Origin of the sequence: Synechococcus sp. UW179B (genome assembly GCF_900474245.1) — a bacterium.
Classification (GTDB): domain Bacteria; phylum Cyanobacteriota; class Cyanobacteriia; order PCC-6307; family Cyanobiaceae; genus Synechococcus_C.
Genome location: NZ_UCNZ01000022.1, coordinates 1 through 24,235, shown reverse-complemented (window position 1 = coordinate 24,235; position 24,235 = coordinate 1). Strand labels below are relative to the sequence as shown.

At 54.0% G+C, this 24,235-nt stretch carries 31 protein-coding genes; 16 read left to right on the top strand and 15 right to left on the bottom strand.

The genetic code is table 11. The features are described 5' to 3' along the window. Window positions 1-43 precede the first annotated feature (43 nt). The gene (locus DXY38_RS14090; RefSeq protein ID WP_006854419.1) at window positions 44-175 is read left to right on the top strand and encodes a hypothetical protein; all 132 of its coding nucleotides are present in this window, start codon (window positions 44-46) and stop codon (window positions 173-175) included. A 257-nt stretch (window positions 176-432) separates the two neighbouring features. On the opposite strand, the gene DXY38_RS09490 is transcribed toward DXY38_RS14090, so the two are convergent. Continuing rightward, window positions 433-657, bottom strand: a complete 225-nt coding sequence (locus DXY38_RS09490; RefSeq protein ID WP_115071486.1) for a hypothetical protein — start codon at window positions 655-657, stop codon at window positions 433-435. Between the two features lie 496 nt (window positions 658-1,153). Next, window positions 1,154-1,912 carry a MauE/DoxX family redox-associated membrane protein gene (locus DXY38_RS09485; RefSeq protein WP_115071448.1) on the bottom strand — a complete coding sequence of 253 codons (759 nt, stop codon included), beginning with the start codon at window positions 1,910-1,912 and terminating at the stop codon, window positions 1,154-1,156. A 94-nt stretch (window positions 1,913-2,006) separates the two neighbouring features. Here DXY38_RS09485 and DXY38_RS09480 point away from each other — a divergent pair, with 94 nt between their 5' ends. Beyond that, window positions 2,007-2,330: a hypothetical protein gene (locus DXY38_RS09480; protein ID WP_115071447.1), complete on the top strand. Its 324-nt coding sequence runs from the start codon at window positions 2,007-2,009 to the stop codon at window positions 2,328-2,330. 977 nt (window positions 2,331-3,307) lie between these two features. Here DXY38_RS09480 and DXY38_RS09465 read toward each other — a convergent pair. Continuing rightward, on the bottom strand, window positions 3,308-3,580 hold the full coding sequence (locus DXY38_RS09465) for a DUF3764 family protein (RefSeq protein WP_115071445.1): 273 nt from the start codon (window positions 3,578-3,580) through the stop codon (window positions 3,308-3,310). 51 nt (window positions 3,581-3,631) lie between these two features. Between DXY38_RS09465 and DXY38_RS09460 the strand changes: the two genes are divergently transcribed. From DXY38_RS09460 to DXY38_RS09450, 3 genes are all read left to right on the top strand, one after another. Further along, a complete protein-coding gene (locus DXY38_RS09460) occupies window positions 3,632-3,967 on the top strand; it encodes a hypothetical protein (protein WP_115071444.1) in 336 nt (111 codons plus the stop codon). A gap of 193 nt (window positions 3,968-4,160) precedes the next feature. Next, entirely contained in the window at window positions 4,161-4,403 is a 243-nt protein-coding gene (locus DXY38_RS09455; protein WP_115071443.1) for a hypothetical protein, read from the top strand. Further along, window positions 4,384-4,707 (top strand): sulfiredoxin, encoded by a 324-nt coding sequence (locus DXY38_RS09450; protein WP_244279082.1) that lies wholly within the window; start codon window positions 4,384-4,386, stop codon window positions 4,705-4,707. Before DXY38_RS09455 ends, DXY38_RS09450 begins: the two co-directional genes overlap by 20 nt. A gap of 38 nt (window positions 4,708-4,745) precedes the next feature. On the opposite strand, the gene DXY38_RS09445 is transcribed toward DXY38_RS09450, so the two are convergent. Continuing rightward, window positions 4,746-5,141 (bottom strand): hypothetical protein, encoded by a 396-nt coding sequence (locus tag DXY38_RS09445; RefSeq protein WP_115071484.1) that lies wholly within the window; start codon window positions 5,139-5,141, stop codon window positions 4,746-4,748. A 23-nt stretch (window positions 5,142-5,164) separates the two neighbouring features. Here DXY38_RS09445 and DXY38_RS09440 point away from each other — a divergent pair, with 23 nt between their 5' ends. The 5 genes from DXY38_RS09440 (at window position 5,165) to DXY38_RS09420 (ending at window position 7,749) form a co-directional block, all read left to right on the top strand. After that, window positions 5,165-5,575 (top strand): hypothetical protein, encoded by a 411-nt coding sequence (locus DXY38_RS09440; protein ID WP_136988102.1) that lies wholly within the window; start codon window positions 5,165-5,167, stop codon window positions 5,573-5,575. A 579-nt stretch (window positions 5,576-6,154) separates the two neighbouring features. Then, window positions 6,155-6,379 (top strand): hypothetical protein, encoded by a 225-nt coding sequence (locus tag DXY38_RS09435; RefSeq protein WP_136988100.1) that lies wholly within the window; start codon window positions 6,155-6,157, stop codon window positions 6,377-6,379. Between the two features lie 88 nt (window positions 6,380-6,467). Then, a complete protein-coding gene (locus tag DXY38_RS09430) occupies window positions 6,468-6,956 on the top strand; it encodes a L,D-transpeptidase (protein WP_115071441.1) in 489 nt (162 codons plus the stop codon). A 137-nt stretch (window positions 6,957-7,093) separates the two neighbouring features. Then, window positions 7,094-7,366, top strand: a complete 273-nt coding sequence (locus DXY38_RS09425; protein WP_006854405.1) for a DUF1651 domain-containing protein — start codon at window positions 7,094-7,096, stop codon at window positions 7,364-7,366. 200 nt (window positions 7,367-7,566) lie between these two features. Next, the gene (locus DXY38_RS09420; protein ID WP_115071440.1) at window positions 7,567-7,749 is read left to right on the top strand and encodes a hypothetical protein; all 183 of its coding nucleotides are present in this window, start codon (window positions 7,567-7,569) and stop codon (window positions 7,747-7,749) included. 456 nt (window positions 7,750-8,205) lie between these two features. Here the strand turns inward: DXY38_RS09420 and DXY38_RS09415 are convergent, their stop codons facing one another. Next, window positions 8,206-9,852, bottom strand: coding sequence for a SulP family inorganic anion transporter (locus DXY38_RS09415; protein ID WP_115071439.1), 1,647 nt, complete (start codon window positions 9,850-9,852; stop codon window positions 8,206-8,208). Window positions 9,853-9,855: 3 nt separating this feature from the next. Beyond that, complete coding sequence (locus DXY38_RS09410) at window positions 9,856-10,224, bottom strand: hypothetical protein (protein ID WP_115071438.1); 369 nt, start codon at window positions 10,222-10,224, stop codon at window positions 9,856-9,858. 115 nt (window positions 10,225-10,339) lie between these two features. On the opposite strand from DXY38_RS09410, the gene DXY38_RS09405 reads away from it, so the two are divergent. From DXY38_RS09405 to DXY38_RS09390, 4 genes are all read left to right on the top strand, one after another. After that, window positions 10,340-11,320, top strand: a complete 981-nt coding sequence (locus DXY38_RS09405; protein WP_115071437.1) for a DnaJ C-terminal domain-containing protein — start codon at window positions 10,340-10,342, stop codon at window positions 11,318-11,320. Between the two features lie 42 nt (window positions 11,321-11,362). Beyond that, on the top strand, window positions 11,363-12,364 hold the full coding sequence (gene hemB, locus DXY38_RS09400) for a porphobilinogen synthase (RefSeq protein WP_115071436.1): 1,002 nt from the start codon (window positions 11,363-11,365) through the stop codon (window positions 12,362-12,364). Between the two features lie 122 nt (window positions 12,365-12,486). After that, window positions 12,487-12,888: a VOC family protein gene (locus tag DXY38_RS09395; protein WP_115071435.1), complete on the top strand. Its 402-nt coding sequence runs from the start codon at window positions 12,487-12,489 to the stop codon at window positions 12,886-12,888. Beyond that, on the top strand, window positions 12,888-15,305 hold the full coding sequence (locus DXY38_RS09390) for an endonuclease MutS2 (RefSeq protein ID WP_115071434.1): 2,418 nt from the start codon (window positions 12,888-12,890) through the stop codon (window positions 15,303-15,305). Before DXY38_RS09395 ends, DXY38_RS09390 begins: the two co-directional genes overlap by 1 nt. Window positions 15,306-15,314: 9 nt before the next feature. On the opposite strand, the gene DXY38_RS09385 is transcribed toward DXY38_RS09390, so the two are convergent. Continuing rightward, a complete protein-coding gene (locus tag DXY38_RS09385) occupies window positions 15,315-16,547 on the bottom strand; it encodes an ABC transporter ATP-binding protein (protein WP_115071483.1) in 1,233 nt (410 codons plus the stop codon). A gap of 60 nt (window positions 16,548-16,607) precedes the next feature. On the opposite strand from DXY38_RS09385, the gene cgtA reads away from it, so the two are divergent. Further along, a complete protein-coding gene (gene cgtA, locus DXY38_RS09380) occupies window positions 16,608-17,597 on the top strand; it encodes an Obg family GTPase CgtA (protein WP_038014476.1) in 990 nt (329 codons plus the stop codon). A gap of 77 nt (window positions 17,598-17,674) precedes the next feature. Here cgtA and DXY38_RS09375 read toward each other — a convergent pair whose 3' ends face one another. The 4 genes from DXY38_RS09375 to DXY38_RS09360 all read right to left on the bottom strand — a co-directional run bounded on the left by DXY38_RS09375 (window position 17,675) and on the right by DXY38_RS09360 (window position 21,607). Continuing rightward, entirely contained in the window at window positions 17,675-17,893 is a 219-nt protein-coding gene (locus tag DXY38_RS09375; protein ID WP_115071433.1) for a CP12 domain-containing protein, read from the bottom strand. 146 nt (window positions 17,894-18,039) lie between these two features. Then, the gene (locus tag DXY38_RS09370) at window positions 18,040-19,959 is read right to left on the bottom strand and encodes an ATP-binding cassette domain-containing protein (protein WP_115071432.1); all 1,920 of its coding nucleotides are present in this window, start codon (window positions 19,957-19,959) and stop codon (window positions 18,040-18,042) included. Next, window positions 19,956-20,618: a DUF2301 domain-containing membrane protein gene (locus DXY38_RS09365; protein WP_115071431.1), complete on the bottom strand. Its 663-nt coding sequence runs from the start codon at window positions 20,616-20,618 to the stop codon at window positions 19,956-19,958. Before DXY38_RS09365 ends, DXY38_RS09370 begins: the two co-directional genes overlap by 4 nt. Further along, window positions 20,615-21,607, bottom strand: coding sequence for a glutathione S-transferase C-terminal domain-containing protein (locus tag DXY38_RS09360; protein ID WP_115071430.1), 993 nt, complete (start codon window positions 21,605-21,607; stop codon window positions 20,615-20,617). Before DXY38_RS09360 ends, DXY38_RS09365 begins: the two co-directional genes overlap by 4 nt. 55 nt (window positions 21,608-21,662) lie before the next feature. On the opposite strand from DXY38_RS09360, the gene DXY38_RS09355 reads away from it, so the two are divergent. Further along, a complete protein-coding gene (locus DXY38_RS09355; protein WP_115071429.1) occupies window positions 21,663-22,601 on the top strand; it encodes an aspartoacylase in 939 nt (312 codons plus the stop codon). Here the strand turns inward: DXY38_RS09355 and DXY38_RS09350 are convergent. From DXY38_RS09350 to DXY38_RS13720, 4 genes are all read right to left on the bottom strand, one after another. Then, entirely contained in the window at window positions 22,590-22,958 is a 369-nt protein-coding gene (locus tag DXY38_RS09350; protein WP_115071428.1) for a hypothetical protein, read from the bottom strand. The two genes, DXY38_RS09355 and DXY38_RS09350, sit on opposite strands and share 12 nt — an antisense overlap. Before the next feature lie 65 nt (window positions 22,959-23,023). Next, complete coding sequence (locus DXY38_RS09345) at window positions 23,024-23,392, bottom strand: hypothetical protein (RefSeq protein WP_115071427.1); 369 nt, start codon at window positions 23,390-23,392, stop codon at window positions 23,024-23,026. An 89-nt stretch (window positions 23,393-23,481) separates the two neighbouring features. Beyond that, window positions 23,482-23,832: a hypothetical protein gene (locus DXY38_RS09340; RefSeq protein ID WP_115071426.1), complete on the bottom strand. Its 351-nt coding sequence runs from the start codon at window positions 23,830-23,832 to the stop codon at window positions 23,482-23,484. Between the two features lie 32 nt (window positions 23,833-23,864). Next, window positions 23,865-24,032, bottom strand: coding sequence for a hypothetical protein (locus DXY38_RS13720; protein WP_170952909.1), 168 nt, complete (start codon window positions 24,030-24,032; stop codon window positions 23,865-23,867). Between the last annotated feature and the right edge of the window lie 203 nt (window positions 24,033-24,235).

The window sequence follows — 24,235 nt, the reverse complement described above, 5'->3', positions numbered from 1 at the left end:
AAAAACCTCTAGGGTCCGTTACATAAGTTCACGAGCGCTTTTGATGACCGACTATTCAACCGCCATCTTTGGCCTGATCGCCTTCACCGGAATTGTCTCGGCTGCCGTGGTGTACATCCTTGCCCAGCCTTCCGATCTGCCAGTCGTGAAGAAAGCAAAATCAGCTCAAAACTGAGTCCCCTTCTGAACACTTCTTACCGGTTCAACCCATGAACACCCAAGATCTTCTCGTGCTTCTTGTGAGCTTCGGGACCGCCTGCTTCGCTCTCAACATTTACAAGTTGAATCAAGTCCCAGAGCAATGAGCTTTACAAAGCTTTACCAGTCTGTTACTATATGTAAAGCGTTCCTCGGACGGGATCTGCAAACGAACGTCGCTTGAGGGAGCGGTCTTCAATCACTAAAAAGGTCTGCGTGGAAGCAGGCCTTTTTTTATGCCATCTCCTTCAGAGAGCGGTAAGTAAGAGGTTTTTCGATCTTCACCACCCCATAGCCGAGAGAGACAAGCTCCTGAACAGCCTTGGCGAACTTTTTAGAGCCCATGCCTCGGATTGCTCTATTCCCTTGTTGTTTGGCTAATTGCCATGTGCAGCCATCAGCCTGGAAGCCGTGCTCATGAATGTGGCGCATCATCAGTATTGAGTCTGTGGCTTCCACCGAAAGCTCATCATTGTGCATCTCTAAAGATTAGTCGAGTTTTAAACCGCAGCAGAGGGGAATCAACGGAGTAGAGCCTGGATACGGTCCTGGTATTCCGAAGCAACATGTCTGGGATAACCCTATGCCTTGAGCGATCCACCGCATCCGTTATTCTCTAGATTTTTGGATTCAATATCTGTCTGAGTAGTAACAGATTTTGGCCCTATTCAAATTAAGGATCAGGTTGAAAAAGCTTTTCAGAGTTTCTTGATTTGCGCAGCATTGATGCTGAGCAGGCTGGTGCTGCGGGAGCATGTCTATGGATATTATTGTCGGCTAGCTTGGAATAGACCCAAGTGTGATTCAACTTCTTCTTGCCGGAAGTCTTGCTTCCATTATGTTGTCTTTAGAGAATTTTCAAAGGCCACAAGATTTTGGATTCGCATTTCAGCAGCCAAAGACTTTAATTGCTTTTTCATTGATATGTTTGAGTTTTGATGTGCTTTGAAGAAGTTTAGACTGCTAATTGGAAGGCGACAATGACGCCCATCAGGCTCTGCATTGCATATTCAGTGAAGCTGATGATTCCTAGGGGTGTTTTGCTGTTCCCTCCAACGCAGGCGCAGTTCAAAGCGAGCTTGTCGATGTAAACCGCTTTGAGCACTGAAATCATTCCCTGGATACCAACAATCAGTGCGATCCACCCTGCCATTGGAAGCGGCGGTTTCATTAAAAAACCAAGCCCGATCAGTAGTTCCACTCCCGGATAGAGCTTGCCCCATAGGCGCCATCGTTTTGTGGCCAGGTCGTATTTCACGAAACTGGCCGCGAAGGACTCCACATCAATGAGCTTGAGCATTGCCAGTGTGCAGATGGAAATCCCCATGAAGTGTTGGATCACATTGCCTTCCAAAACCAGTGAGATCAGAAGTGCAGTTCCGAAGACTGCTACCACTGGCATGTAGGAATACTCAGCTCCCTGAGCTTCTTCTCCGAGCATGGCGGCCAACTCTGTATACCCCCCTATTCGTTCATCGCCGTTGAAAATCTGTGGCGTTGTGGCAACGCCATGTTGAGCTTTGAAGGTGTTGACTTCCTCTCGGCTTGTTAATCGATGGTCTTCAAAGCTGATCCCTTGCTTCTGCATTAATGCAATCGCTTTCAGTCCCCAGGGGCATTCGTGTTCCGGCATTGACATCCGAAAAACGTGCACGTCTCTAAGCCTGGATGAAGAAGTCATGGCTGTGGGGATGATCATCTTGAAGGTAGCCATGGCGATCTTTCCTGACCCTGCGCTTGATCGGGGTGATTCCGCTTCCCGCTTTAGCAAGGGGCGATAAGTTTTTTGTTAGACGGATCGCTTCGTCATGTCCATCCAACCTGATGCCACCTTTCAGCACAGGTGCATCGAAGCTGCTTCAGACACTCGTGAGGATGCCGGTGATCGCTGCTCCTATCCAAACGTGACAGAAACGCCTACCACTGGCACTGTGGCTTTGTCGTTAGGTGACTTCATGGCTCTGATTCCTCGCTGGCAGTACATGTCTGATCGCAGCAAGGCCATCGTTAAAAATACCGCTGGCACGGCAGTGGTGCTCTTGATTGGTGTCGTGCTCCTGCGTGCATTTTTGGGGTGGATTGTTCTCGCTGTGATCATCTGGGCAGGCTGGAAGTACCTGACCCGCAAGTAGGCCAGTCATGACAAGCGTGGATCGCACTTGAGTTGGATTTTGGCTTCGGCTTTTCTGATGCACGTTGGAGTTAGACCTGCGTGAGCAAAATTTCTAAAGCAGATCGTGATAGTTGCTTTATCGAATGCTTCTTAAAAGGATATTTGCTTGAACTTTACTTTGATTGCGTTCTTGGCATGCTTCTGCAATCCTCGGCTGTTTCTGTTCAGAAGGCAATGCGCGTTTAAACCGATGCGGAAAATGCTCATCGGGTGGAGAATACTTTCATCGAGATCGGAGGTGCCAGCATGGCAAACACTCCCCCCCAGCAAAAATAAGAAGCTGCCTGGCCTTTTAAGCACCTGCTCCACGAGTTTTCTCACCATCCATGGACACGCCCTTCATCCCGGCTATAGCAAGCTGGGGGGTACTCCAATCGGAGCCAGAAGGTCCATCACCTGGAACATTCGCCCCAGTTGCTCATCAAAGCCCGACACTTCGTCCTGACGTTTGAAGCATGCGGCTTGACCTCTGGTTTCTGGATTCCCAGAGGTGTCGGAAGCGAAGAATCATGAAAGGGCACTCCCACATCTGCCGCAGGTGGGCTGCTCTCTCACACCTCTGAAGCACTCTCGGTGTGAACCATGCATGCTCGAGAGAGCTAGGCGAGTTTCCCATCGCGAATTGCGTTATGGCTCTATCTTCTGGAGGCAAACCTGCCAAGAACTGCCTTGGCAGAACGTGTCTTAAGTGGGCCTCTGATGGCTCGCTTTCTGAATTTGATAAGGACGATCTCATGAGGAGGCTTTGTGCTGCTGACGCAGAACTGGCTAAGTCAGATGCCTGCAGGATTCACGTTCAGCCGAGGAATCACTAATCCAAGGCTCTTGATTCATTACCCCCGCGATAAGCGGGGATTTTTATTGCCGCCCTGTCGCAGTGATGAGCTTGTTGATATCGCAAATCATGTTTGTCGCTGTCCACAAGCCTTTCGTCAACTATTCTTCTGTATAGGTGCTAATCACCGTGCTTTCAATAATGTGGCCGCTGCCACGAATCATTTCTTTGTTGTCATCAAAGATTTTCTGGGCAACACCAACGGGTGCTTGCTGAATGGCGCAGATCTTGGATGGATCGCTCTTGCTAACTCCACGAAACAGTGACGTTAACCCAACTGCCTTGTGCATTTTGCTTACATCTTCACTGTCATAAATTGCAGCCCACTTTGCGAAGGGAACGCTCAAGCTAAAGGTCCAGATGGTGGTTTCCATGGAGCAAAAACTTTGTTCATTGATTTAAGCTCTCTCTCTGACTCTGTTTGTTTGCGTTGTGACAGTGTCCAGCATGAGTCTCGCCATGGAAAAGCCCAGGATTGGTGGGCTGCTGCGCAGGCAGCCATGGCTCCTGGTGGTGGATGGGATGACGCCGTTGTCAAAAACTTAGAGGCTGGATTCTTTAATCATTCCTTTTGTCCAACGTCTGCTGAAGGTCCCATTGTCTGTATTTGGGAAGTCCGTGAGGGCATTACTTCTGAGCAGTTTCAGGATTTCATTGATGGCCCGATGGGTGTGAATTTTGGGCTTGCGGCAATGATGAACATTTGCAAGGCAGTGAACGTGGAGCTTGCGGGTAATACTCCCTATCCCAGGAAGTTTTGATTGGGTGATCGATGAATCAATGTGCTTCAGATGATTCTCATGTGATTCATATCGGTCATTGGGATAGGTTTCACTCCTGATTTGGATATCCAGCTCCTCTGTGAGCTGATTAAAGATTACTTAAAGAAGCATCTCGCTACACTTGCTTTTCTCTTGCTTTTCAGACAGAAAGGAGTCAGATCAGGAGTAGAGAATGTCTTCCATTCGCAACCGCTCGCACTCGCACCACAGCCCTCAGGTCAATCAGCGCATTCTTGAGCATGACCTGGAAGGGGCTGGCGAAGCCTTGATGGCTTTTGATGGGTTTCAATCCGAAGGTCCAGAGCTGGAGACCATGGTGTTGCAACGACCAAGCGGATCTCAGCAGCCCGGCCTTCTTCAACAGTTGCTCAAAAAGGTCAACAACTTGTTTGCTTTTGTTCGATCTCGGCGGTGATAGCGCTACCGATCGCTTCATTCTCACCAACTGCTTCATCATGAAAAAGCGAGTAGCCGTTCCGATTGAATCCATTAACCGCCCTCATGAGAGTGTGATTGATGAAAGTAAAGTTGATGATCTGATCAGAAGCATCAAGGAGATTGGGCTTCAAGAACCTATCGATCTCATTGAGTTTGAGGGTAGGTTCTATGGATTTAATGGCTGCCATCGGTATACAGCGCATAAGCGTCTCGGCCGGACAACGATTGAGGCCAATATTCGTCAAGTAGATCGGGCTACGTTCCGTCTCCATTTGATGTGATTCAGCAGCACTGGAATACCTTGTTGGGATTGATATCTTTACTTTCCTGCTCGGCATCTCTGACATTGTGAGATGCTGTTTTTGTGGTCATCAGGAAGCGTCAGGAAGTATGGATCAATGTCGAATTCATAGCCACAATCACAAACTACATGGTATCTAAGTTTTTTGGACTTTACGAGCCTTGTGAGCAGAGTGATGTTTCCATATTTCTGTCCAGATTTAAATCTTTCGAGCTTCCTCTCTCCGGTTGTAGCGCGATTAACACGTGCCTTTGACAAAGAATTTCGTACCGAATTTTCGCTACCTTTGCCGATGACTTTGGCGATCTGGGAAAAGGTTCTTCCCTCTTCCACGTAGAGGCGTTTGATTTCTTCAAATTCGCTTTGTGTGAAGCCAGACTTTCCTGCCACTTGAGCTGCTCCCGCCTTCAGCACCAAGTATCTCAGGGGCCTGCTCAGTGTTCACGGATACAGATGTAATCCAACCCAGCGGTGATGGGAGTGGAGGGGCGTTTGGCATGGGCCCGTGGCTATCTGTGTCGGGTTTTATCTCCCCAGCTATGGGGTTTGAGGAAGGAACGGTTGTTACGCCATTGAAGGTTCGGTTCATGGCTTTGCTATCCCTGCCTTTTCCCTTATATTCAGAGCACGTTGGTCCCCATGAGGGGACGCAGTTCGATCTCAAACAAGCAACGGGGTTTGAGGCGCTGTCGGTCGTTCCCATGAACACCCTCCTCCTGATCAAAGAAAAAGAGCTGAAGGCACAACGTCTTCAAGATGCTCAGCGTTGTTTTGCTGCCCATTCAGAGGGCATTGATTACACCTCCGCGCATCTTTCGCCTACGAAGCTTGCTCCTCTGGCGCGTTAACGTCGCCCTGATCGTTGTGATCCACCCCGTTAATACGGGGTTTTTTATTGTTTTAGAGGATTTGATTGGCTCAGCGCGTCTGGCGCGATCAAGCCGTTCGGTGGCAATGCTGATGTCTTGCTTTTTTAGTCATTGCCCCAATCAAGATTCGGCCGATTATCTTTTTTTGCCGATTCGAACCATGCGGGGATTCAAAGGGCAGGCAAGGGCGTGGAAGGGTGTGTGAGTTCCATCGTGGATCAGGCTTCCCATCGGTTGGGCGTTTGCACTATCGAGCTTCATTGCTTGGAAATATCACTCAATCGTTCTAGGGAGCCGAGTATCCCTAAGGCGATAGGCATAACTGCCCATTTTTGACGCTTCAACCGTGAGTCAGGGAATTCAGCTGGAATCAGTCGGTTTGATACGGCCATCTCTTGAGAGCTTGATCCACCAAAAGCCTGTGGCCATCTGTCCTTCTCTCTGATCGATGTTTGGCTGCTTAACTTGGCGGCCTAGCCCTTTGCTGTCTTAAGTAAAACTGTATTTGCTGCCAGTGTTCTGTTGGCCTGTCAGCTTGGTCGCAGTCGCAACTGCTTGATGACGAGTTCATTTTCATTTAAGCCAGCAATCGAATTTGCAATATCTCAAGAGAAAATTAAGCATGAAGATGAGGTGGATTTGTCCAAAAGCTCTGTTGGTATCGACTCTGTTGTTTTGCGAAATGCTGATGGAGTGGTGATTGCAAGCATCTATAAAAGAATTCTCAAAGAAATTGAAGATTCTAAGAGTTTGGAAGAGGGCGATCAAGCGGTTGAATCGTAATTCTCGTTATTCAATGCTTCATGGCTTTGTCTGCTGCGTATTGAGCTGTTAATTGATGTAGAATACTTGAACTTTTTTGTGTGGCCCAATGCTTTCGCCAAGGTCTCTTTTAAATGTATTTTTGGCTGCTTCTTTGGGCTCCATTGCCCTAACCGGCATCTCTTCAGTGGCAGCAAAAGCTGAGATTGAGATTGAGGTGAGCCTTAAAGAGCGTTACCTTTGGCTCAAAGACTCAGGAACTGTTATCAAGAGATATCCAATTGCGATCGGCGCCCCTGAAACCCCAACGATTCCCGGTGTTTATAGCATTCTGAAAAAAGTACAAGATCCTACTTATTATTCAAAGTCTCATCATAAGGTTTTCCCTGCTGGGCCTAATGATCCAGTGGGTGTTCGTTTTATGCCTTATCTTAAGGCAGCTTCAGATGGAAAGGTTTACGCCGTTCATGGAACGGCTTGGCCACGCTGGGTCCACCTTCGGGCTGCTGCAAGTTTGGGCTGCATCAGAATGTTGAATAGTGACGTTATTGAAGTTTTCAATCAGGTTGAGGTGGGGACACCCGTTGTGATTCGCTGAGCTGGCTTGCCACTCCGATTCCTTTTGGTTTGTAAACGCTTCTAGTGGTTCAGTTGGTTTGCACCTGAATCAGAACAAATATCTGTTATTCATCATTAATTCTGACAATTTTGGTTTGAGGCTGTCATAATTTACTTATGCCACGTCTCCGACCGGACTCAAAACGCCTGCCAGACATCCCTGGTGGTGAGGGTTGGCTCTCTAACGAGCTTCAACAGCAGCTTGTGCATTTCCAGTCTGCTGGCAACTCTGCTGATGGCGAATTGATCGCGTTAAGGACATTTCAGTGGAAACCGCCCTATCCGCCAGTCCCCCTATCGCGTCGTCGGATGCTTCGTCATCAGGCCGTCGACACCTGGGACACCATGCGTGAGGCGGGTTGGCAGCGCTGCTATCCGCCTGTTCGATAAAAGAGACTTTGATTCGCCTGTGCTGAATCCAGGTGTGCAAGTTTGTAATACAGCCGGTTCCTTTGCGCTAACTCTTTCCTTTTCAGAAACATTGGGCACGCCATGTTGCGCCGTGAAACGAATTGATGAGCTTCATCAATGAAAGCTGTTTTCTTCTCTCTGATGCTTCATAACTAATTTGTAGTTTGTTGTTCAGGTGAATGGCTCGACGTTCTTCCCTTCCTGGGCGCAGCGCTTCTGAGATACGCGCTTTGTACGATATCGCCATCATGAGTGGCATTTCGATCACCCTTCTCGGCATTGTCGTCACGATGTTTTTGGCGTTTGCTGAGGCTTCATCGAGACCCTACGGCCATTGGATTTCTGGACAAGTCTTCTTTTGATCTTCCGAGCTGCCGATTTGTGATCGCAGAGCCTCGGTTGTCTAGAGAGTTTAATTCAACATTCAATTATTTTTGATAGGCTTTTCAAAAATATTGATATCAACTATACATAATTTGGTCGACTATGGCGAAGCCTTGTAACTGCTAAAAATGTAAAAGTTTTAAATTGATGAGTGTTGTTTTGCTGTGATTGATTTGGGTAAAGGTTGATGCTTAATCCTGCACGTAAATGATTTAGTGTGCCTTTACTGGTTGCTTTGCTCGTCGAGCTCAGCCTCTCTTGCTCCTAGGACAAGCGCGGCTAGGAATGGAGCGATGGCAAGCGCTGTGAGGATTTCCATTGGAATTTAAGAAGTATGAATATTCTGCAGGCAATTTCCACTGGCTGTGTGTTCGCGGTTACACAGTCTCTGTGTTGAGTATAAATACTGACCGCTGCTGAATGTCTTGGCCCCCTTAGTTCGGGTCTAGTTCCTGAGCTGCGTGTGCCAGCGCTTCTCTTCTGCTTCCTGTGAGTTCATGAATGCGGAATTGCTTCAGGCGGGCTTTGACCTTTGCATTGGCACCTGCAATTAACACTTGGCGTTCGTGGTGCTCCGCTTCCTCCACCATCCTTTCAATGGCCAAGGTGGCCGTGATTCCAAGGTGCGGAACATCTGTGACGTCCAGCAAAAGGATTTTGTACTGCCGGATTTGGGTCATGCGTTCGCTAATTCCTTTCGCGGCTCCAAAGCTCAGTGGTCCTTGTAAGCGAAACAGCATGAGTGCGTCACCGCAGCGATTGAGGAGATGCTGTTCTTCTTGGTCGAGCTGAGAGCTGTCCTCTGAATTCATGCTTTCAAGTTGATGCGTTGTTATCGATTCAATGGTTAGAAGGTTGGCTACGAACATTCCAACAAGGACCGCTCCAATCAGATCCCAGAACACGGTCATCAGCAAAACGCCCCACATCACGAGTGCTGTTTTGATGGAGAGACGGTGGGCCCTTAATAGGAATCCCCAGTCAATAATGTCTAGGCCTACTTTGATGAGGATTCCTGCCAATAATGCTTCTGGAATGCTCTCGGCTAACGGGCCTGCACCCAGTAGAAGCACAAGTAGAAACATCGAATGCGCCATCCCTGAGATAGGCGTTCGACCCCCTGATTTGATATTAATGACCGTTCGCATCGTTGCTCCGGCACCAGGTAGACCGTTGAACAGTCCAGCAACGCTATTGGCAATGCCTTGACCTATCAACTCCCGGTTGGAGTGGTGACGACTTTGGCTGATGTTATCGGCCACAAGTGATGTCAGAAGGGAGTCAATGGCACCGAGAACTGCCAGCACAAGTCCTGCGCGTAATAAGACGGGTAAGTGATCTTTTAGGTTAGGCAGGCTGAAATTCAATCCACCTTCTGGGATGGTTCCGATTCTGGGGATTCCGTCTTGAAAGAGCAGCATGGACAGAGGCGTGATCACCACCAATGCAATCAATGGTGAGGGAACCCAGGTGCTGAGCCTTTTTGGGGTTAAAAAAACCACTGCCAGTGTCAACACCCCAACGAGGAATGCAGCCGTGTTAGGAGTGAATTGGCCAAAGACTGTCCCGAGTGATGCAATGACTCCGCCCTGACTTTTGATTCCTAATAAGGGTCCGATTTGTAGGCATAAAATGATGACCCCAATGCCAGACATAAAGCCAGACACCACAGAATAAGGAACCAGGGTGATATAGCGACCAAGGCGCAAAACCCCCATCAGAATCTGAATGAGCCCGCCGATTAAGACGGCTCCCATCACGAGCGGGAGTAGCTCATTGCTTCCAAGCTCCCGAGAGATTCCGACGGCTGCGAGTGTTCCAATCACACCGGCAACGGTGACGCTCATCGGTCCTGTTGGACCTGAAACTTGTGCAGGGGTACCGCCAAAGAGAGCGGCCAAGAAGCCCGTAATGATGGCCCCATACAACCCGTAAATAGCCCCGCCAGGCCCGAGCGCTGCGTTTCCAAATGCAAGGGCTAGGGGAAGGGCCACGACGGCTGCGGTGAGCCCCCCCAGTAAGTCGCCTCTCCAGTGCCTCCAACTGAAGCCGTGAACTAAGGCCAGTTTTGGACGCGCCATGGATTACGGACGGGCTGGCATGGATGACCACACCTTGAGTTGCTCCAGGGTTTGAACGCCTTCTCGGCGTTCGCCGTTTTCAAGAATCCAGGTGGGATAGGCACGAATCTCTGCTGTTCGACAGGCTGCCGCCTGAATCGGAAGTTCCTGGGGTTTCGCGCATTCCACATAGGGAAGTTTGACGGCTGCATCGCCGAACATCTGGTTTTGGGTGATGCAGGCAGGACAGCGCCAGGAGCCGTAGTACAACGCCTTACTTTCTTTGAGATGCTCTGCGAGCTCTGATGGATTGGGAGCCGCTGCCACTGGAACTGGCAGAACGAGCGCTGCCAGTGCTGCCATCACTGGCCAAAGCTTGTTGATTTCAACCATGGTCCAAATCTAAGAAAGGTCTGCCGTTCGGGCATCCCGCCATTGCTCCGGTCCGCATCCACGGACGAAACTGGCGATTGGATCTGATGCGCAGCCCCAAGGGTTGATGAATTCCATGGCCGGCAGTGGCTACCGCGATTACTTCAAAGTGCTGGGTGTGGAACGCAGTGCCGACGCCGATACGGTGAAGCGTGCTTTTCGCAAGTTGGCTCGTCAACATCACCCCGATGTGAATCCGGATGATCAGGACGCTGAAGCGCGCTTTAAAGAAGTGAGCGAGGCCTATGAGGTGCTTTCTGATCCTGAGAAGCGTCGTCGCTACGAACAATTTGGCCAATATTGGAACCAGGCAGGCATGCCTGGTGGTGGCTCAGGCCCCGCCGGAGTTGACGTTGACTTTGGACGCTACGGCAACTTTGACGACTTCATTAATGACCTCCTGGGCCGCTTCGGTGGTGGGGCTGGAGCTGGCTCTGGTCCGGCTGGTTATGGAGGCGGTTTCCCTGGGGGTGGTTTCCCTGGCGGCGGTTTCCCCCGCGGTGGATCGAGGGCCGCTCTCAACCTTGATGCGGAAGCAACGGTCAAGGTGACTTTTTCGGAGGCGTTTCGAGGGGGGGAGCGCACCTTGTCTGTGAACGATGAACGGGTTCAGGTGCGGATCCCAGCTGGGGTGAAAAGTGGTTCGAAGCTTCGGCTTAAGGGCAAGGGAAATGTTCAACCGGGCACGGGGCGTCGAGGGGATCTCTATTTGGTGATTGAGGTTCAACCCCATTCGATCTGGACGCTGGATGGCGATCAGTTGCGCGCTGAATTGCCCGTTGCTTTCGATGAACTCGCCCTTGGTGGAACGGTCAAGGTCATGACCCCCGATGGCGAGGCAGACGTCACCATTCCCCCTGGCACGGCGCCTGGAAAAAGCCTTCGTTTGCGCGGAAAAGGCTGGCCAGGGAAGTCTGGTCGTGGAGATCTGTTGCTCACCCTTTCCCTTCAGTGGCCTAAGCAGTGGACAGACGAACAGCGTCAGCTTCTGGAACAGTTTCAGAGCAGCCGAGACGGAAACCTCCGGCAACAGTGGATTCAGAACGCCAGCCTTTAAGGCGGGATTTACGATTTCCCCATCTGTCGTCCGACCTTATTAATGGAGATCACCTATCGCCCGCGCCGTTTGCGTCGCTCTCCGGCCCTACGGGCCATGGTGCGCGAAAACCAGTTGCTTCCAGCTGATTTTATCTATCCGCTGTTTGTGCATGAAGGGGCGGAAGTTGAGCCGATCGGTGCGATGCCAGGTGCCTATCGCTGGAGTCTCGATCGTTTGAGTGCTGAGGTTCAGCGAGCCTGGGATCTGGGGATTCGTTGTGTGGTTCTCTTCCCGAAGGTGGCGGAAGGCCTGAAAAGTGAAGACGGTTCAGAAAGTTTCAATGCCAACGGTTTGATCCCCAGGGCGATTCGTCAGCTCAAGAGGGATGTCCCCGATATGGCGATCATGACCGACGTGGCCCTCGATCCTTACTCCTGTGATGGCCACGACGGGATTGTGAGCCCAGAAGGCATCGTGCTGAACGATGAAACCATTGACCAGCTGTGCAAACAAGCGGTCATGCAGGCGGAGGCCGGGGCCGACCTGATTGGACCCAGCGACATGATGGATGGGCGCGTTGGCGCCATTCGTGAAGCCCTTGATGACGCCGGTTTCGAGCACGTCGGCATCATCAGCTACACCGCGAAGTATTCGTCCGCCTATTACGGCCCCTTCCGTGAGGCGCTGGATTCGGCTCCTCGCGCGACCACTGAAAAGGTGATCCCTAAAAACAAAGACACCTATCAGATGGATCCGGCCAATGCGCGCGAGGCCATCACGGAGGCTCAGCTTGATGAACAAGAAGGTGCCGACATCATGATGGTGAAGCCAGGCTTGGCGTATCTAGACATCATCTGCCGTCTTCGGGATGAGTCCGAGCTTCCAATCGCGGCTTACAACGTCAGTGGCGAATACTCGATGGTGAAGGCGGCCGCCGAGCGTGGCTGGATTGATGAACGTGCTGTGGTTCTGGAGACCTTGCTGAGCTTCAAGCGAGCAGGTGCCGATTTAATCCTCACCTATCACTCCTGTGATGCTGCCGAGTGGCTTCGGACGCGCTGAAGATGGCGAAGCCGTAGACGGTCTCGGTCATGGAGTCCCTCACGGATGGAGTCCCTCACAGATGGCGTCCCTCACAGATGGCGATTGACAGACCAGAATGACCGTCTTCTTTCACTGCACCTATGCCAGCGGTAAAGCGCCTCGGCCACGTTGCTATCCGTGTGCAGGATCTGTCACGTGCGATCGCTTTTTACAGTGATCTCGGCATGCGCTTGGTTTGGAAGGCGGATGACTGGTGTTATCTCGAGGCGGGAGACAGTCGAGATGGGTTAGCCCTCCTTGGACCCAGCTACAAAGCTGCAGGGCCGCATTTTGCCTTTCACTTTCGCGATCGGGCCGAGGTTGATGTGGTCCACGACCACTTAAAAGCGTCTGGGGTCAGCGTTGGCGCTGTGCATGACCACAGAGATGGAACGGCTTCGTTTTACTTCCGGGATCCAGATGGGAACTGGCTCGAGATGCTGTACGAACCTCCCGGTGGCATCCCCTCCAACCAGGTGGAGGCATCGGCGGGTCTTTCTTGATGACATCTGAACCCCGCACCACATCGCTGCCTCCTCCGGTCTCGATCTTGGAAGAGACACTGGAGTTGTTGGAGTGGCCCAGGTTGTGCCAGCACTTTTCAACGTTTGCCAACACTCCACAAGGGCGCCAACACTGCTTGAAGGGTCAGCTTCCCGCTGACCTGGAAACCACGCTGGCCTATCAAGCCAGAAGTATCGAGCTCGCCAGCCTGGACGGGCTCCTCGATGGCGGATTGAGTTTTCAAGGGGTTTATGACCTCGAGATGGTCTTGCTTCGCTGCTGCAAAGGCGGAACAGCGTCAGGCGAGGAGTTGTTATCTGTGGCTCACACCCTTGCAGCCGCCCGACGTCTTCGCCGTCAGATCGATGATCCTGACTTAAGGCCTGACTGTTCGGCTCTGCTGGAAAACGTGGCGACGCTTCCGGAGCTTGAGCAGCGGTTGAAATTTGCCTTGGAAGAGGGTGGGCGCGTTGCGAATCGAGCGAGTGAATCGTTGGAAGAGTTGCGCCTCCAATGGCAGGTCGCTCGGCAGGAGCGGCGTGATCGTTTGCAGGCGGTTCTGCGGCGCTGGACATCCCTGTTGCAAGACACCGTCATTGCGGAACGCCATGGTCGACCGGTGTTGGCGGTGAAGGCTGGTGCCGCCTCCCAATGTCCAGGAATGGTTCACGACAGCTCTTCGTCTGGAAACACTGTTTTCGTTGAACCGAAGACGGTGATCGGTCTTGGCAATCGTCTTGCCGCTCTCGATGGTCGGATCAGAGAAGAGGAGCGTCGGGTCTTGGCGGAGCTCAGTGCTGCCGTTGCCGAGCAAAACGATGCGATCGCTCGTTTGATGGCCGTGTTGTTGAAGCTCGATCTGGCCTTGGCGAGAGGGCGGTATGGACAGTGGCTTGGTGCCGTCCCACCCCGGCTTGAAGCTCAACCTGATGCCCCCTTTCAAATTCTCGAGCTCCGCCACCCACTGCTGGTTTGGCAGCAGCGCAAAGAGGGGGGTGCCCCTGTGGTGCCCGTGAGCGTTGAGGTGTCGGAGCAGTTGCGTGTTGTGGCGATCACGGGACCCAACACCGGTGGCAAAACAGTGACCTTGAAGAGCATTGGCTTGGCGGCCTTGATGGCCAGAGCCGGTATGTGGATTCCCTGCAAAGGAAGTCCCTCGCTGCCTTGGTGTGCACAGGTTCTTGCCGACATCGGCGACGAGCAGTCGCTTCAGCAAAGTTTGTCCACGTTTAGCGGTCATGTGAAAAGAATCGGCAGCATCCTTCAAGCCATCGCCTCTGGACCCTCTCCCGCATTGGTGCTGCTGGATGAGGTGGGAGCCGGCACGGATCCGAGTGAAGGCACGGCCCTGGCGATTGCGTTGCTGCGCAATTTGGCCAATTGCGCCCGGCTCACCATCGCGACAACTCACTTTGGCGAGCTCAAAGCTCTCAAATACAGCGATTCACGCTTTGAAAATGCCTCCGTGGCCTTTGATAGCGATACCCTTTCGCCGACATACCAGCTGCTTTGGGGGATTCCAGGACGCAGCAATGCCTTAGCGATCGCGACGCGTCTCGGGTTTGACAGCGATGTGATTGAACAAGCCAGGCAATTGCTGAAGCCCAGTGGCGATGGTGATGTCAACGCTGTGATTCGCGGCCTAGAAGAGCAGCGGCAACGCCAACAGGCCGCGGCTGAAGATGCGGCGGCACTTTTGGCTCGCACCGAATTGCTGCATGAGGAGCTCCTTCAGCGTTGGGAGCAGCAACGCAAAAACTCAGCTCAGCAGCAGGAGTTGGGACGTCAGCGTTTGGAGAGCTCCATTCGCGATGGTCAAAAAGAGGTGCGTCATCTGATTCGTCGGCTGCGGGATCAGAAAGCGGATGGTGAAACCGCTCGCCGCGCCGGTCAGCGGCTGCGCAAGCTTGAATCCAATCATCGCTCCGTTCCAGAGCGTCGCCATCATCCTGAATGGCGCCCGTCTGTGGGCGAGCGCATTCGCCTGCTTGCCCTCGATAAAGCGGCTGAGGTGCTTGAGGTGTCAGACGATGGTCAGCAGCTGAGTGTGCGCTGTGGTGTGATGCGCAGCATGGTGGATCTTCAAGCGGTGGAAAGCTTGGATGGCCGCCGAGCTGCACCCCCTGAGAAACCAGTGGTTCAGGTGAAAGCGCGGCGAGGAGTCGGCGGCTCTCAGGTGCGTACCTCGCGGAACACCGTGGATGTTCGCGGCCAGAGAGTGCATGAAGCGGAAGCTGCTGTGGAAGAGCTCCTCCGTGGGGCGAATGGCCCGGTTTGGGTGATCCACGGGATCGGGACTGGTCGCCTCAAACGCGGTTTGCGTCAGTGGCTTGATTCGCTCCCGTATGTGGAACGGGTTGGTGATGCCGATCAGGGAGATGGTGGTCCAGGTTGCAGCGTTGTTTGGGTGCGCTGATCGCTGAGCTCAGCTCAGCGGGGGGAGTTGAGGCTCATCGGTATCGGCTGGTGGTGGGGTTGGGAGAGCGATGGCGTCCCCAGCCTCATCAAATAACCGCCAGCCATCCGGATCGGCTTCTAAGTGAATGGACCCTCCAATCGAAACGTTCAGGCTTGGATCGGCTCTGACTTGCACCAAGTGGTCGCCATCCAGCAACCGGCAGGTGAGCAGTTGTTCGTTCCCTAAAACCTCACTGTGACTCACCTCAGCTGGCAGGTTTCGGTTGGTGGCTGGTGCGACATGGAGTTGTTCTGGACGAATTCCTCCGCTCAATTGTTGGCCTTCGAGGGTCTGAAGCAGGGTCCTGATCGGTCCCTCCACGTTGAGGCGCCTGTCCTCGAGCATCAGTGTGCCGCCAGAGCCAACATGCACGGGAAGCACGTTCATCGGCGGGCTGCCGATGAACTGGGCGACAAACAAGTTGGAAGGCCAGCGGTACAGCTCCATCGGAGTGCCTAATTGCTGCAGATGTCCTTGGTTGAGCACGGCGATGCGGTGGCCCATCGTCATCGCTTCCACCTGGTCATGGGTGACGTAAATGGTGGTGGTCCCGAGTTGGCGCTGGAGGTCAACGATCCGCGCGCGCGTGCTCCCGCGCAATTTGGCGTCGAGATTGCTCAGTGGTTCATCCATCAGGAAGACCTCTGGTTTGCGGGCCATGGCCCTGCCTAGGGCCACCCGTTGTTTTTGTCCGCCAGACAGTTCTTTCGGTCGACGATCGAGGAGCTGATCCAATTCCAGAGATTGCGCCACATCCTGGATGCGCTTCTCGAGCTGTTGCTCTCGATGCGAAGGGACTCGTAGCGCAGAAGGGAGACGGCGTGTGTTGCGGTGAAGTTGGTCCTGGAGCTGTTGCCAGCTCGTGCGCTGTTGGCTTCTCCTCAGGCCGAAGGCCAAGTTGTCGCGGACGCTCAGATGGGGGTAAAGCGCATAGCTTTGGAACACCATCGCCACATTGCGCTTGGCTGGCCTCAGGCCAGACACGGGTTGGTCCCCCACCAGGATCTCGCCTGAGCTCGGGGATTCCAGTCCTGCCATGAGTCGCAAAAGCGTGCTTTTGCCACAACCTGAGGGACCAACGAGCACTAGAAATTCGCCGTCAGCGATGTTGAGGGAGAGATCGCGAATCACCTCAACAGGCTTGCCCCCCCCGCGGGCCGGATAGTTCTTGCTGAGTGCTTCAAAGCGAACCCCGGCCAAGCTCTTGTCCTCGTACTCTTCGATCCTAGGGTTGGGAATTGGCCCCAACTGAGGCTTGCTGTGCAGTTCATCGACCAAGCGCGCATTTCCGTGCGGGGTGGCCGTGGTGGCGATGGCATCGTGGCCTTCCGTCGAGAAAAATATGTTCCAGCGGGAGGCCCCTCCGGTGGTGATGGAGGCCAGGGCTCGGATGTGGTGTTGGAGGCCGATTCCAACCTGCAAACCCTTTTGGATTTCAAATACAAGCGATTGTTCGCTGGGATCGATGGGCGACGGGGAGGCCCCAATCGCTGCACTGGAGCTTCAGGTCCTCCCTTGGTGATCAAAGTGCCCTGTGGCACCGAAGTTCGTCATCTCAGTACGGGCATCGTGCTTGGGGATCTCACCACCCATGGAGAACGTCTCACCGTGGCGTTTGGTGGGCGGGGAGGACTGGGCAATGCCCATTACCTCAGCAATCGCAACCGTGCTCCAGAAAAATGTACGGAGGGTCGCGACGGCGAAGAATGGCCTTTGCAGCTGGAGCTCAAGCTGCTTGCAGAGGTGGGGATTATTGGGCTCCCGAATGCGGGGAAAAGCACCTTGATCAGTGTTCTATCTGCCGCGCGACCAAAAATTGCCGACTACCCGTTCACAACGTTGATCCCGAATCTTGGGGTCGTGCGCCGCCCGACAGGCGACGGCACCGTGTTTGCGGATATTCCGGGTTTGATCGCTGGTGCTGCGCAGGGCGCGGGGTTGGGCCACGATTTTCTTCGTCATATCGAGCGCACCAGGCTGCTCATTCACCTGGTGGATGGCGGCGCCGAGGATCCTTTGTTGGATCTACGCGTTGTTGAAAAGGAGCTAGAGGCCTATGGGCATGGGTTGGTTGAGCGCCCCAGAATCCTGGTCATTAATAAGCAGGAACTGATTCAGGAAGAAGATCTAGATGCGATTGTTTCCGCTCTCACGGATGCCAGCGGGAGCACACCGCTGCTGATTTCGGCGGCGATGAGTCGCGGACTGAATCAGCTGTTGGATCGTGTCTGGAGCGAATTGGGGATCTAGGGCTGGCGGCTGGATCGAAAGGCATAAAAAAACCTGCCCTGGGGGGCAGGTTCATGACCAATGAACGCAGGTTCGACTCAGTCGTCGTAGACGCGGCATTCCTCGGCATCTGGGTTTGCATCGCAATAAAGCTCAAGTGAGGTGGGATCGTGCTTGTCCTCAGGGTTGTGCTCTTTGTATTCCTCAAGAGATTGCAGCTCGGTCGTCAGGTGACGCACCTTTGCTTCATCGCCTGAAGCACGAGCGGCTTCAATTTCTGTTTGATCTTTCTTGATGTGCTCGTCGATGGATTTCATGGAATCGGCTGCTCGTGAAGCCAGTTGCAATACAAATATTTTACGACCGGTTTCCTCTAAATCCACCAGTGCTGTAGGCGAAATGGTATCCGTAACAACACGTTTGTCCTCCCTCAAATGGAGGAAGGACTTGTTGGTGCGGGCGCTTATGGCTCGAGTTCACTGAGCTCCAGCCAGCGCTCCTCACTGGCATGAAGCGAGTCCAACAACGTGGCCAGCTCCAAGCTCAAAGAGCTGAGATCGCCCCTGCCGCTAGCAATGGTCTCCTCCAGCTCCTGTTTTCTGTTCTCCAGGGCGGGAAGGTCGCTGTCCAGGCGCTCCAACTCCTTCGATTCTTTAAAGCTGCGCCGTTTCGGCTTGTTGTCTTGATGAGAGACCCGTTTAGAGGTTGATTTTGCTGCGCGTTGCGCTGTTTCCTGTGCTGCCAAAGCTTCGCTTTGCGCTTTCTCCAGATCACGGCGGTGATCAAGAAATTCGCTGTAGTTCCCTTCAAAACGCTGCAAGCGCCCGTTTTCAAAACAGAAAAGACGGTCGACGGTGCGGTCCAGAAAGTAGCGATCGTGTGAAACGACGACGACACAGCCACGGAAGTCTTCGAGGAGGTCTTCGAGCACGCTCAGGGTCTGGACATCCAAGTCGTTGGTTGGCTCGTCGAGCAGCAACACATTGGGTGCCTGAATCAACATCCGGCAAAGACTTAAGCGCCGTCGTTCTCCACCAGAGAGTTTGCTGAGGGGACTGTGTTGTTGGGCTGGTGGAAAGAGGAACCGTTCCAAGAGCTGGGAGGCACTGAGCTGTTCATGGCCAAGGTCGATTGTTGAGGCTGCTTCTTCAACAAAGTCGATCACCTTGCGCTCCAAGCCTTTCCCATCGCTCAAGACATCGGTGTGTTGGTCGAGATAGCCAAGATGAACGGTCTCTCCAATCTGAAGGGACCCGCAGGTCGGCTGACGCCGTCCTGCGATGAGGTCCAGCAGGGTTGATTTGCCACTGCCGTTGGGACCAATGATTCCGACACGATCTTCTGGGCTGAAGCTGTAACTGAAGTCTGAGAGCAAAAACGGCCCGTCTTTGCTGCCATCCGCCGAGACGGAAAGCTGGTCCGCCTCGATCGCGACTTTTCCGATCCGACGACTCACGCTGGCCATTTCCAGCTGAGCGCGGCTCTGTTTCGTCGGCGACGTCTGCATTTCGTCGATCCGCTGCAGCCGCGCTTTTTGTTTGGTGCTACGGGCCTTGGGTCCCTGTCGTAACCAAGCCAATTCGCGTCGGAGCACGCTTTTAAATTTCGCAGCAGCAGCGGCATCGGCCTGATTTTGCTCGGCTTTTCGCTGTAAGTAAGCGCTGTAATTGCCGTCAATACTTCGCGCTTCCCCCAGCTCCACCTCCACGATCCTGCGGGTCACTCGATCCAGCACATAGCGGTCGTGCGTGACGAGGACGACCGCTCCTGGGTAGCGATCTAGCCAGCTTTGCAACCACTCCACCGCTGCGGCATCGAGGTGGTTGGTCGGCTCATCGAGAAGCAGGACATCAGGACAAGCCACAAGGGCCGATGCCAGTCCAACGCGTTTGCGATAACCACCGGAAAGAGCCTCCACAGGGCTGTGTAGATCTGCGATCCCAAGCCGTTGCAGCACTTCCTGGCACTGTTGTTCGAGGCTCCACGCCTCGGATTCGTCCATCCTTTGACTCAGGCCCCCCAGCTCGGCTAGGAGCTCGGAGTTGTCTGGATTGTCGGCAACGGCTTCGCTGAGTTCGCTGAAACGCAGCAGCAAGTCTCGTTTCTCTCCGCACCCTGCCAACACCTGTTCCAGAACGGTGAGGCCTGGGTCCACGGTGCTCTCTTGGCCCACGAGCTCAACTCTCAACCGCGACGAGCAGCGTCGTTCCCCTCCCCCAAGCGGTTCCTCTCCGGCCAGCACTTTCAGCAAGGTCGACTTCCCTGATCCATTGGGGCCAATCAGTCCCAGGCGATCACCCTCTCGAATGTGCAGGGTTAGGTCAGCAAACAGCGTGCGGATGCCGAAGTCTTTGGATGCATCGATCAGACTGATCAGGCTCACGTGCTCTCGGCCCTACGCAGATCTTCCAGATAAGCAAATACGCTCTTATCGCCTACATCTGCGGCGGCTTCCATTCCAAATTTGCGCAAGGCAAGAAGCACCAGAAGAGCGGAGGAAATCGCCATCATGCTGATGGCTGTTGCCCCTGCAATCAGGCCACTCAAGTGACCGAGCAGGGCAACGGGCAGAAGCAGGGTGAGTCCGATGGCTTCTGGCCGTCTGAAGCAAAAGAACTCCTTGAAGCCGATGCCGGCCAGGGCTGCAAACAGGGGGCCAATCGCCAGGGTCCAAAGACGCTGGCTTTCGAGTGCGTTGAAAATGTCCGATGGACCGGCCTGGATGGCTAAGACCAGCCAGCCGATGCATCCAGCCGCCCAAAACAATTGAAGGGCTTGGTGGAGAGGGCGCAAATAGATGTGAATCCAGCGCAAGGCCAGGCCAAGTGATACGGCAAGGGGCAACAGCCATAGGGGCGCCAGCTGCGGCCCTACGAGGATCCATTGTCCGAGGCCTGCACTGAAGCTCAATCCACACACCAGCAAGCAGATTCGGTAAAGCTGAACCTCTCGCTGATCCTGAAGGGTGATGCAATAGGGGCCATACATTCCCTCAAAGCTTGGTTCCGATTGTTCTGCTCTTGTCTTGCTGTTGGTTGTCATTCCGGTTGTGCCACTCCCGCCCCAATCAGTCTGCTCAGCTCAGGGCTATTTGGAACAATTCCGCTGGGGTTTAAGGGAAACAGTGCTCCGAAATAATCCTGCTTCCACCCTTGGCTGTCGCAACTCTCACTGACCCCAGGAAGTGCAAAAAAGCGTTGACGCCAACTCCAAAGTGCTGGAAACATCCACAGCGGCTTGGCGCTACAACCAAACAGGGGCGCGTAGACCATTTCCCAACGGATCAACGTGGGAAAAAGACGCACATCTGCCAGCGTGATTTGCTCGCCGCAGAGCCATGGCCCTTGGGTTTGCAAGCTCTTCTCCACTTGGTCCAAAGCTGAGAACAGGGCTTGGCTGGCATGGTCAAAGGCGCCTTGGTTTCGTGCAAATCCACAGCGATAGACGCCGTCGTTGATCGAGGGTTGGATCAATTCCTGCCATGACGCAATCGCAGGTTTCAATTCGCTGGGGGCGAGATCGCGTGCCGTTGCCTCTGCTGGCCACGAACACAGTGCAGCGCTCAAGGGGGTGCTGTCATTCCCCAGCAATCGGGGCTGATCGGATGGGCTTGCACCTGGATCCACCAAGACTGGCACCGTGGCTCGGTAGCTGGGAGGTGCTCCGCACAGCTTGTAAAGATCAAGAAGGCTGTCGCAGCCGAGCCAGGTTGGCTCCAGTCGCCAACGTCCTTCGTCGTGATTGGCATCGGCTTTCAACAGGTTGATGCTTGCGCTGAGTCCTCTCAGTTGAAAAACCAGCCAGACACGATGGGCCCATGGGCAACTTCGGCCAACGATCAGGTGGGGTTTTGTCTTGCTGTTTCTCGTCTCAAGCTCCTGCTCCTCTAAGACGAGGGTTTGCATCGGTGTGCTGTCAGGGCGCCGATAGTGTCCACCTTGATCGGCAGGGCCTAGTCCTCCCATCAAGCGAAGCCATTGCCATCGCCATCCTTGGCGAGCGCCGCGCACAATCAGTGGATGGATCGCCATCTTTGTTCCATTTGCACGTATCTTCCATCAGATTGTTGATGGCTGCTGAGAGTTGATGCCAAGCCCTCGTGTGCTTGTCGTGGCTGGAACCCATGGGAATGAAATCAATGCTCCCTGGCTGCTGGAACAGTGGCAGCAGCAGCCCCAGTTCATTCAGACCCATGGATGCGAGGTGCTCCCGGTGATTGGCAATCCCGATGCTTATGCAAAGGGTTGTCGTTACCTCGATCGTGATCTCAATCGCTCCTTCCAGCCTGATCTTCTTCGGCAGGCTGGCTCAGAGAGGAATCCACCGTCCCAGGTGGATCGCGAAGTTCAGCGTGCCTTTGACCTGGTGAGCCGTTACGGCCTCGAAGGCATCGAGGCCTGTGGTTTGGTGATTGATCTTCACAGCACCACCTCTGCGATGGGAAGCTCTCTGGTGGTCTATGGGCGTCGACCTGCCGATTTGGCGTTGGCCGCCCTTGTTCAAGGGCGGTTGGGCTTACCGGTGTATCTCCATGAAGCAGACCAGGCTCAGCAGGGATTTCTGGTGGAGAGCTGGCCCTGTGGCCTGGTGATTGAAGTGGGGCCCGTCCCCCAGATGGTGCGTCATCACAAAATCTTGACGCAAACGCGCCTGGCTCTCGAGGCCGTTTTTGAGGCTTGCTCTGATGCGCTGGCCGGACGAGCCCGCTATCCCAAGCAATTGGTGGTGCATCGCCATCTGGGGAGTCTTGATCTCCCACGCTCCCCATCCGGTTCCCCAGACGCCTTCCTCCACCCTCAGCGACAAGGTTCGGACTGGCAGCCCATGCGTGGCGGCGATCCGCTCTTTCAGAAGGCTGATGGCAGCTGTGTTCCCTATGAGGGAGCTGATGGACTGGTTCCACTCTTTATTAATGAGGCGGCCTATGCCGAGAAGGCCATTGCCTTGAGCCTCACCCACAGAGAGTGCTGGCCTCTGTCTTTTAAATGGACAGAGGCCTTTCAAGCGCAGCTATCAGCGGGGTGATCCGTTGTAGAGAACTTCGTTCACGCTGCGCCCATCTGGAGCAATCTGGATCTCCGTTTCCGTGGTGGGCGAACTGCCGTTTTCAGGCCAGCCTGGGACGCCTCCTAGAAATTGAAAGGTGTATCCGTTGGCGTCCTGATTGACCAGGCAATCTCCTCCTCCTGTGCTGGTTTGAAACATGCAGGGCTGAGGGCGATAAACGGTGAGACCACCATTTTCGGCAACGGCGGTGTTGCGGGCCAAGTTGATCGCTCTCACTTGCGACGCTGGAATGGGGTCATTAGCAAGCCCGGGGGTTGCGCCCATCACGCTTGCACCGGTGATGACGGCCATGGCCGAGAGGGTACGGAGATTCATGCAGAACCAGATAGTGCACCTACATCGGAATCATGGTGCCCCGATCTGTCAACTGGATCGTGCCCTTACCGGACCGTTCCGTTGTACGTGACCTCCAGGATGCGGTCACCGTCTCTGGAGACCAGCACCGATGTCTCGATGGTTGGGTTGGGAGGGGTTTGCTGCTGCCAACCAGGCAGCCCACCTTGGAATCGGAACAGAAACCCTCCGTCGCTGATGGATTCGAGACAGGACCCTGCGCCAGTTTCGTACATGCAGCTTGCTGCCCTGTATTGGCTTAAGCCCCCATTCAGCGACTCAGCACGCATGCGCGCGAGATTGGCTGCCTTCGGTTGGGCCAGTGGTAAGGGCCTTGTGGCCTGAGCTGTTGCAGCATTGGAAGCCAATAGCCAAAGGCCGCTGATCAGCACCAAGCCTGTTTTGAACTGATTCATGCCGCAATTTTGGCGCGATGAATCGCTTGTTCAATGCTTCAAGCGAGCTGCAGGTGTAAACGGTTGTGACTGGCGTCTCAGGGACAGCTCTACCCACAGGCCCAGGTGTTCTGTTCCTGGGTGCAGGGAAGATCACTGCGTGTGCCATCAGCCCAGTAGATCCTCAACCGGTCATCAGCCGTTCCTGTCCTCAAGGTGATGGAACTGACGGGGCCTGCAGGAACCTTATTGCTGTTGTCTGAAGGCGCTGGAAGCTGTTCTGCAAGTTGGCGTTCCAGCTGCTCCAGGCGCTTTTCCAAGCGATTGATCGCTTCGCCCTGTGATGTGTTGACAGGAACTGATTTGGATCCGCAAGCGCTGAGAACGACGGCAGCTGAACTGGCTAACGCAACAGTGATGACCCCACTTCGGAAGCGGAATGCCCTTGAGCTGATTGTCATGGTTCCTGTTGCGACGAATCCAGTGTGGATGGCTAGAAGGCGTTGCCTAGGCGCTCGCTCCAGTACACAACAGCTCCTTGTGCTTCAAGCTCATTCCGCCTGTGGCGTGCCATGGCAACGGGAACCGTTTCTTCCGTGCGTTGACCAGCGTGAAGCCATCGGATCAAAACCATGAGCCTCTCGTTACGGGGTTCATCCAAATCTTAAGCCTTCCTGAAGCTGCCCTTCTCGAGGGGCGAAAAAAGATTCGGGCACTTAAAAGACGATCACAAACCGCAAACTTGCTTTACAATTGCTTCGGCAGGGCGTCCTGCCCTTCCGTAACCGTCTCCTTGCGAGACCTTCTTTTCCGTTCTCATGACTACCACCATCCAGCAGCGCTCCGGCGCTAACGGCTGGCAGC

Excerpts from the sequence above, each read along its gene's own strand:
- DXY38_RS14090 (WP_006854419.1), top strand. The coding sequence starts at position 44 with ATGACCGACTATTCAACCGCCATCTTTGGCCTGATCGCCTTCACCGGA.
- DXY38_RS09485 (WP_115071448.1), bottom strand. The coding sequence starts at position 1,912 with ATGGCTACCTTCAAGATGATCATCCCCACAGCCATGACTTCTTCATCC.
- DXY38_RS09480 (WP_115071447.1), top strand. The coding sequence starts at position 2,007 with ATGTCCATCCAACCTGATGCCACCTTTCAGCACAGGTGCATCGAAGCT.
- DXY38_RS09465 (WP_115071445.1), bottom strand. The coding sequence starts at position 3,580 with ATGGAAACCACCATCTGGACCTTTAGCTTGAGCGTTCCCTTCGCAAAG.
- DXY38_RS09455 (WP_115071443.1), top strand. The coding sequence starts at position 4,161 with ATGTCTTCCATTCGCAACCGCTCGCACTCGCACCACAGCCCTCAGGTC.
- DXY38_RS09435 (WP_136988100.1), top strand. The coding sequence starts at position 6,155 with ATGACGAGTTCATTTTCATTTAAGCCAGCAATCGAATTTGCAATATCT.
- DXY38_RS09430 (WP_115071441.1), top strand. The coding sequence starts at position 6,468 with ATGCTTTCGCCAAGGTCTCTTTTAAATGTATTTTTGGCTGCTTCTTTG.
- DXY38_RS09425 (WP_006854405.1), top strand. The coding sequence starts at position 7,094 with ATGCCACGTCTCCGACCGGACTCAAAACGCCTGCCAGACATCCCTGGT.
- DXY38_RS09420 (WP_115071440.1), top strand. The coding sequence starts at position 7,567 with ATGGCTCGACGTTCTTCCCTTCCTGGGCGCAGCGCTTCTGAGATACGC.
- DXY38_RS09415 (WP_115071439.1), bottom strand. The coding sequence starts at position 9,852 with ATGGCGCGTCCAAAACTGGCCTTAGTTCACGGCTTCAGTTGGAGGCAC.
- DXY38_RS09410 (WP_115071438.1), bottom strand. The coding sequence starts at position 10,224 with ATGGTTGAAATCAACAAGCTTTGGCCAGTGATGGCAGCACTGGCAGCG.
- DXY38_RS09405 (WP_115071437.1), top strand. The coding sequence starts at position 10,340 with ATGGCCGGCAGTGGCTACCGCGATTACTTCAAAGTGCTGGGTGTGGAA.
- hemB (WP_115071436.1), top strand. The coding sequence starts at position 11,363 with ATGGAGATCACCTATCGCCCGCGCCGTTTGCGTCGCTCTCCGGCCCTA.
- DXY38_RS09395 (WP_115071435.1), top strand. The coding sequence starts at position 12,487 with ATGCCAGCGGTAAAGCGCCTCGGCCACGTTGCTATCCGTGTGCAGGAT.
- DXY38_RS09390 (WP_115071434.1), top strand. The coding sequence starts at position 12,888 with ATGACATCTGAACCCCGCACCACATCGCTGCCTCCTCCGGTCTCGATC.
- DXY38_RS09375 (WP_115071433.1), bottom strand. The coding sequence starts at position 17,893 with ATGAAATCCATCGACGAGCACATCAAGAAAGATCAAACAGAAATTGAA.
- DXY38_RS09365 (WP_115071431.1), bottom strand. The coding sequence starts at position 20,618 with ATGACAACCAACAGCAAGACAAGAGCAGAACAATCGGAACCAAGCTTT.
- DXY38_RS09360 (WP_115071430.1), bottom strand. The coding sequence starts at position 21,607 with ATGGCGATCCATCCACTGATTGTGCGCGGCGCTCGCCAAGGATGGCGA.
- DXY38_RS09355 (WP_115071429.1), top strand. The coding sequence starts at position 21,663 with ATGCCAAGCCCTCGTGTGCTTGTCGTGGCTGGAACCCATGGGAATGAA.
- DXY38_RS09350 (WP_115071428.1), bottom strand. The coding sequence starts at position 22,958 with ATGAATCTCCGTACCCTCTCGGCCATGGCCGTCATCACCGGTGCAAGC.
- DXY38_RS09345 (WP_115071427.1), bottom strand. The coding sequence starts at position 23,392 with ATGAATCAGTTCAAAACAGGCTTGGTGCTGATCAGCGGCCTTTGGCTA.
- DXY38_RS09340 (WP_115071426.1), bottom strand. The coding sequence starts at position 23,832 with ATGACAATCAGCTCAAGGGCATTCCGCTTCCGAAGTGGGGTCATCACT.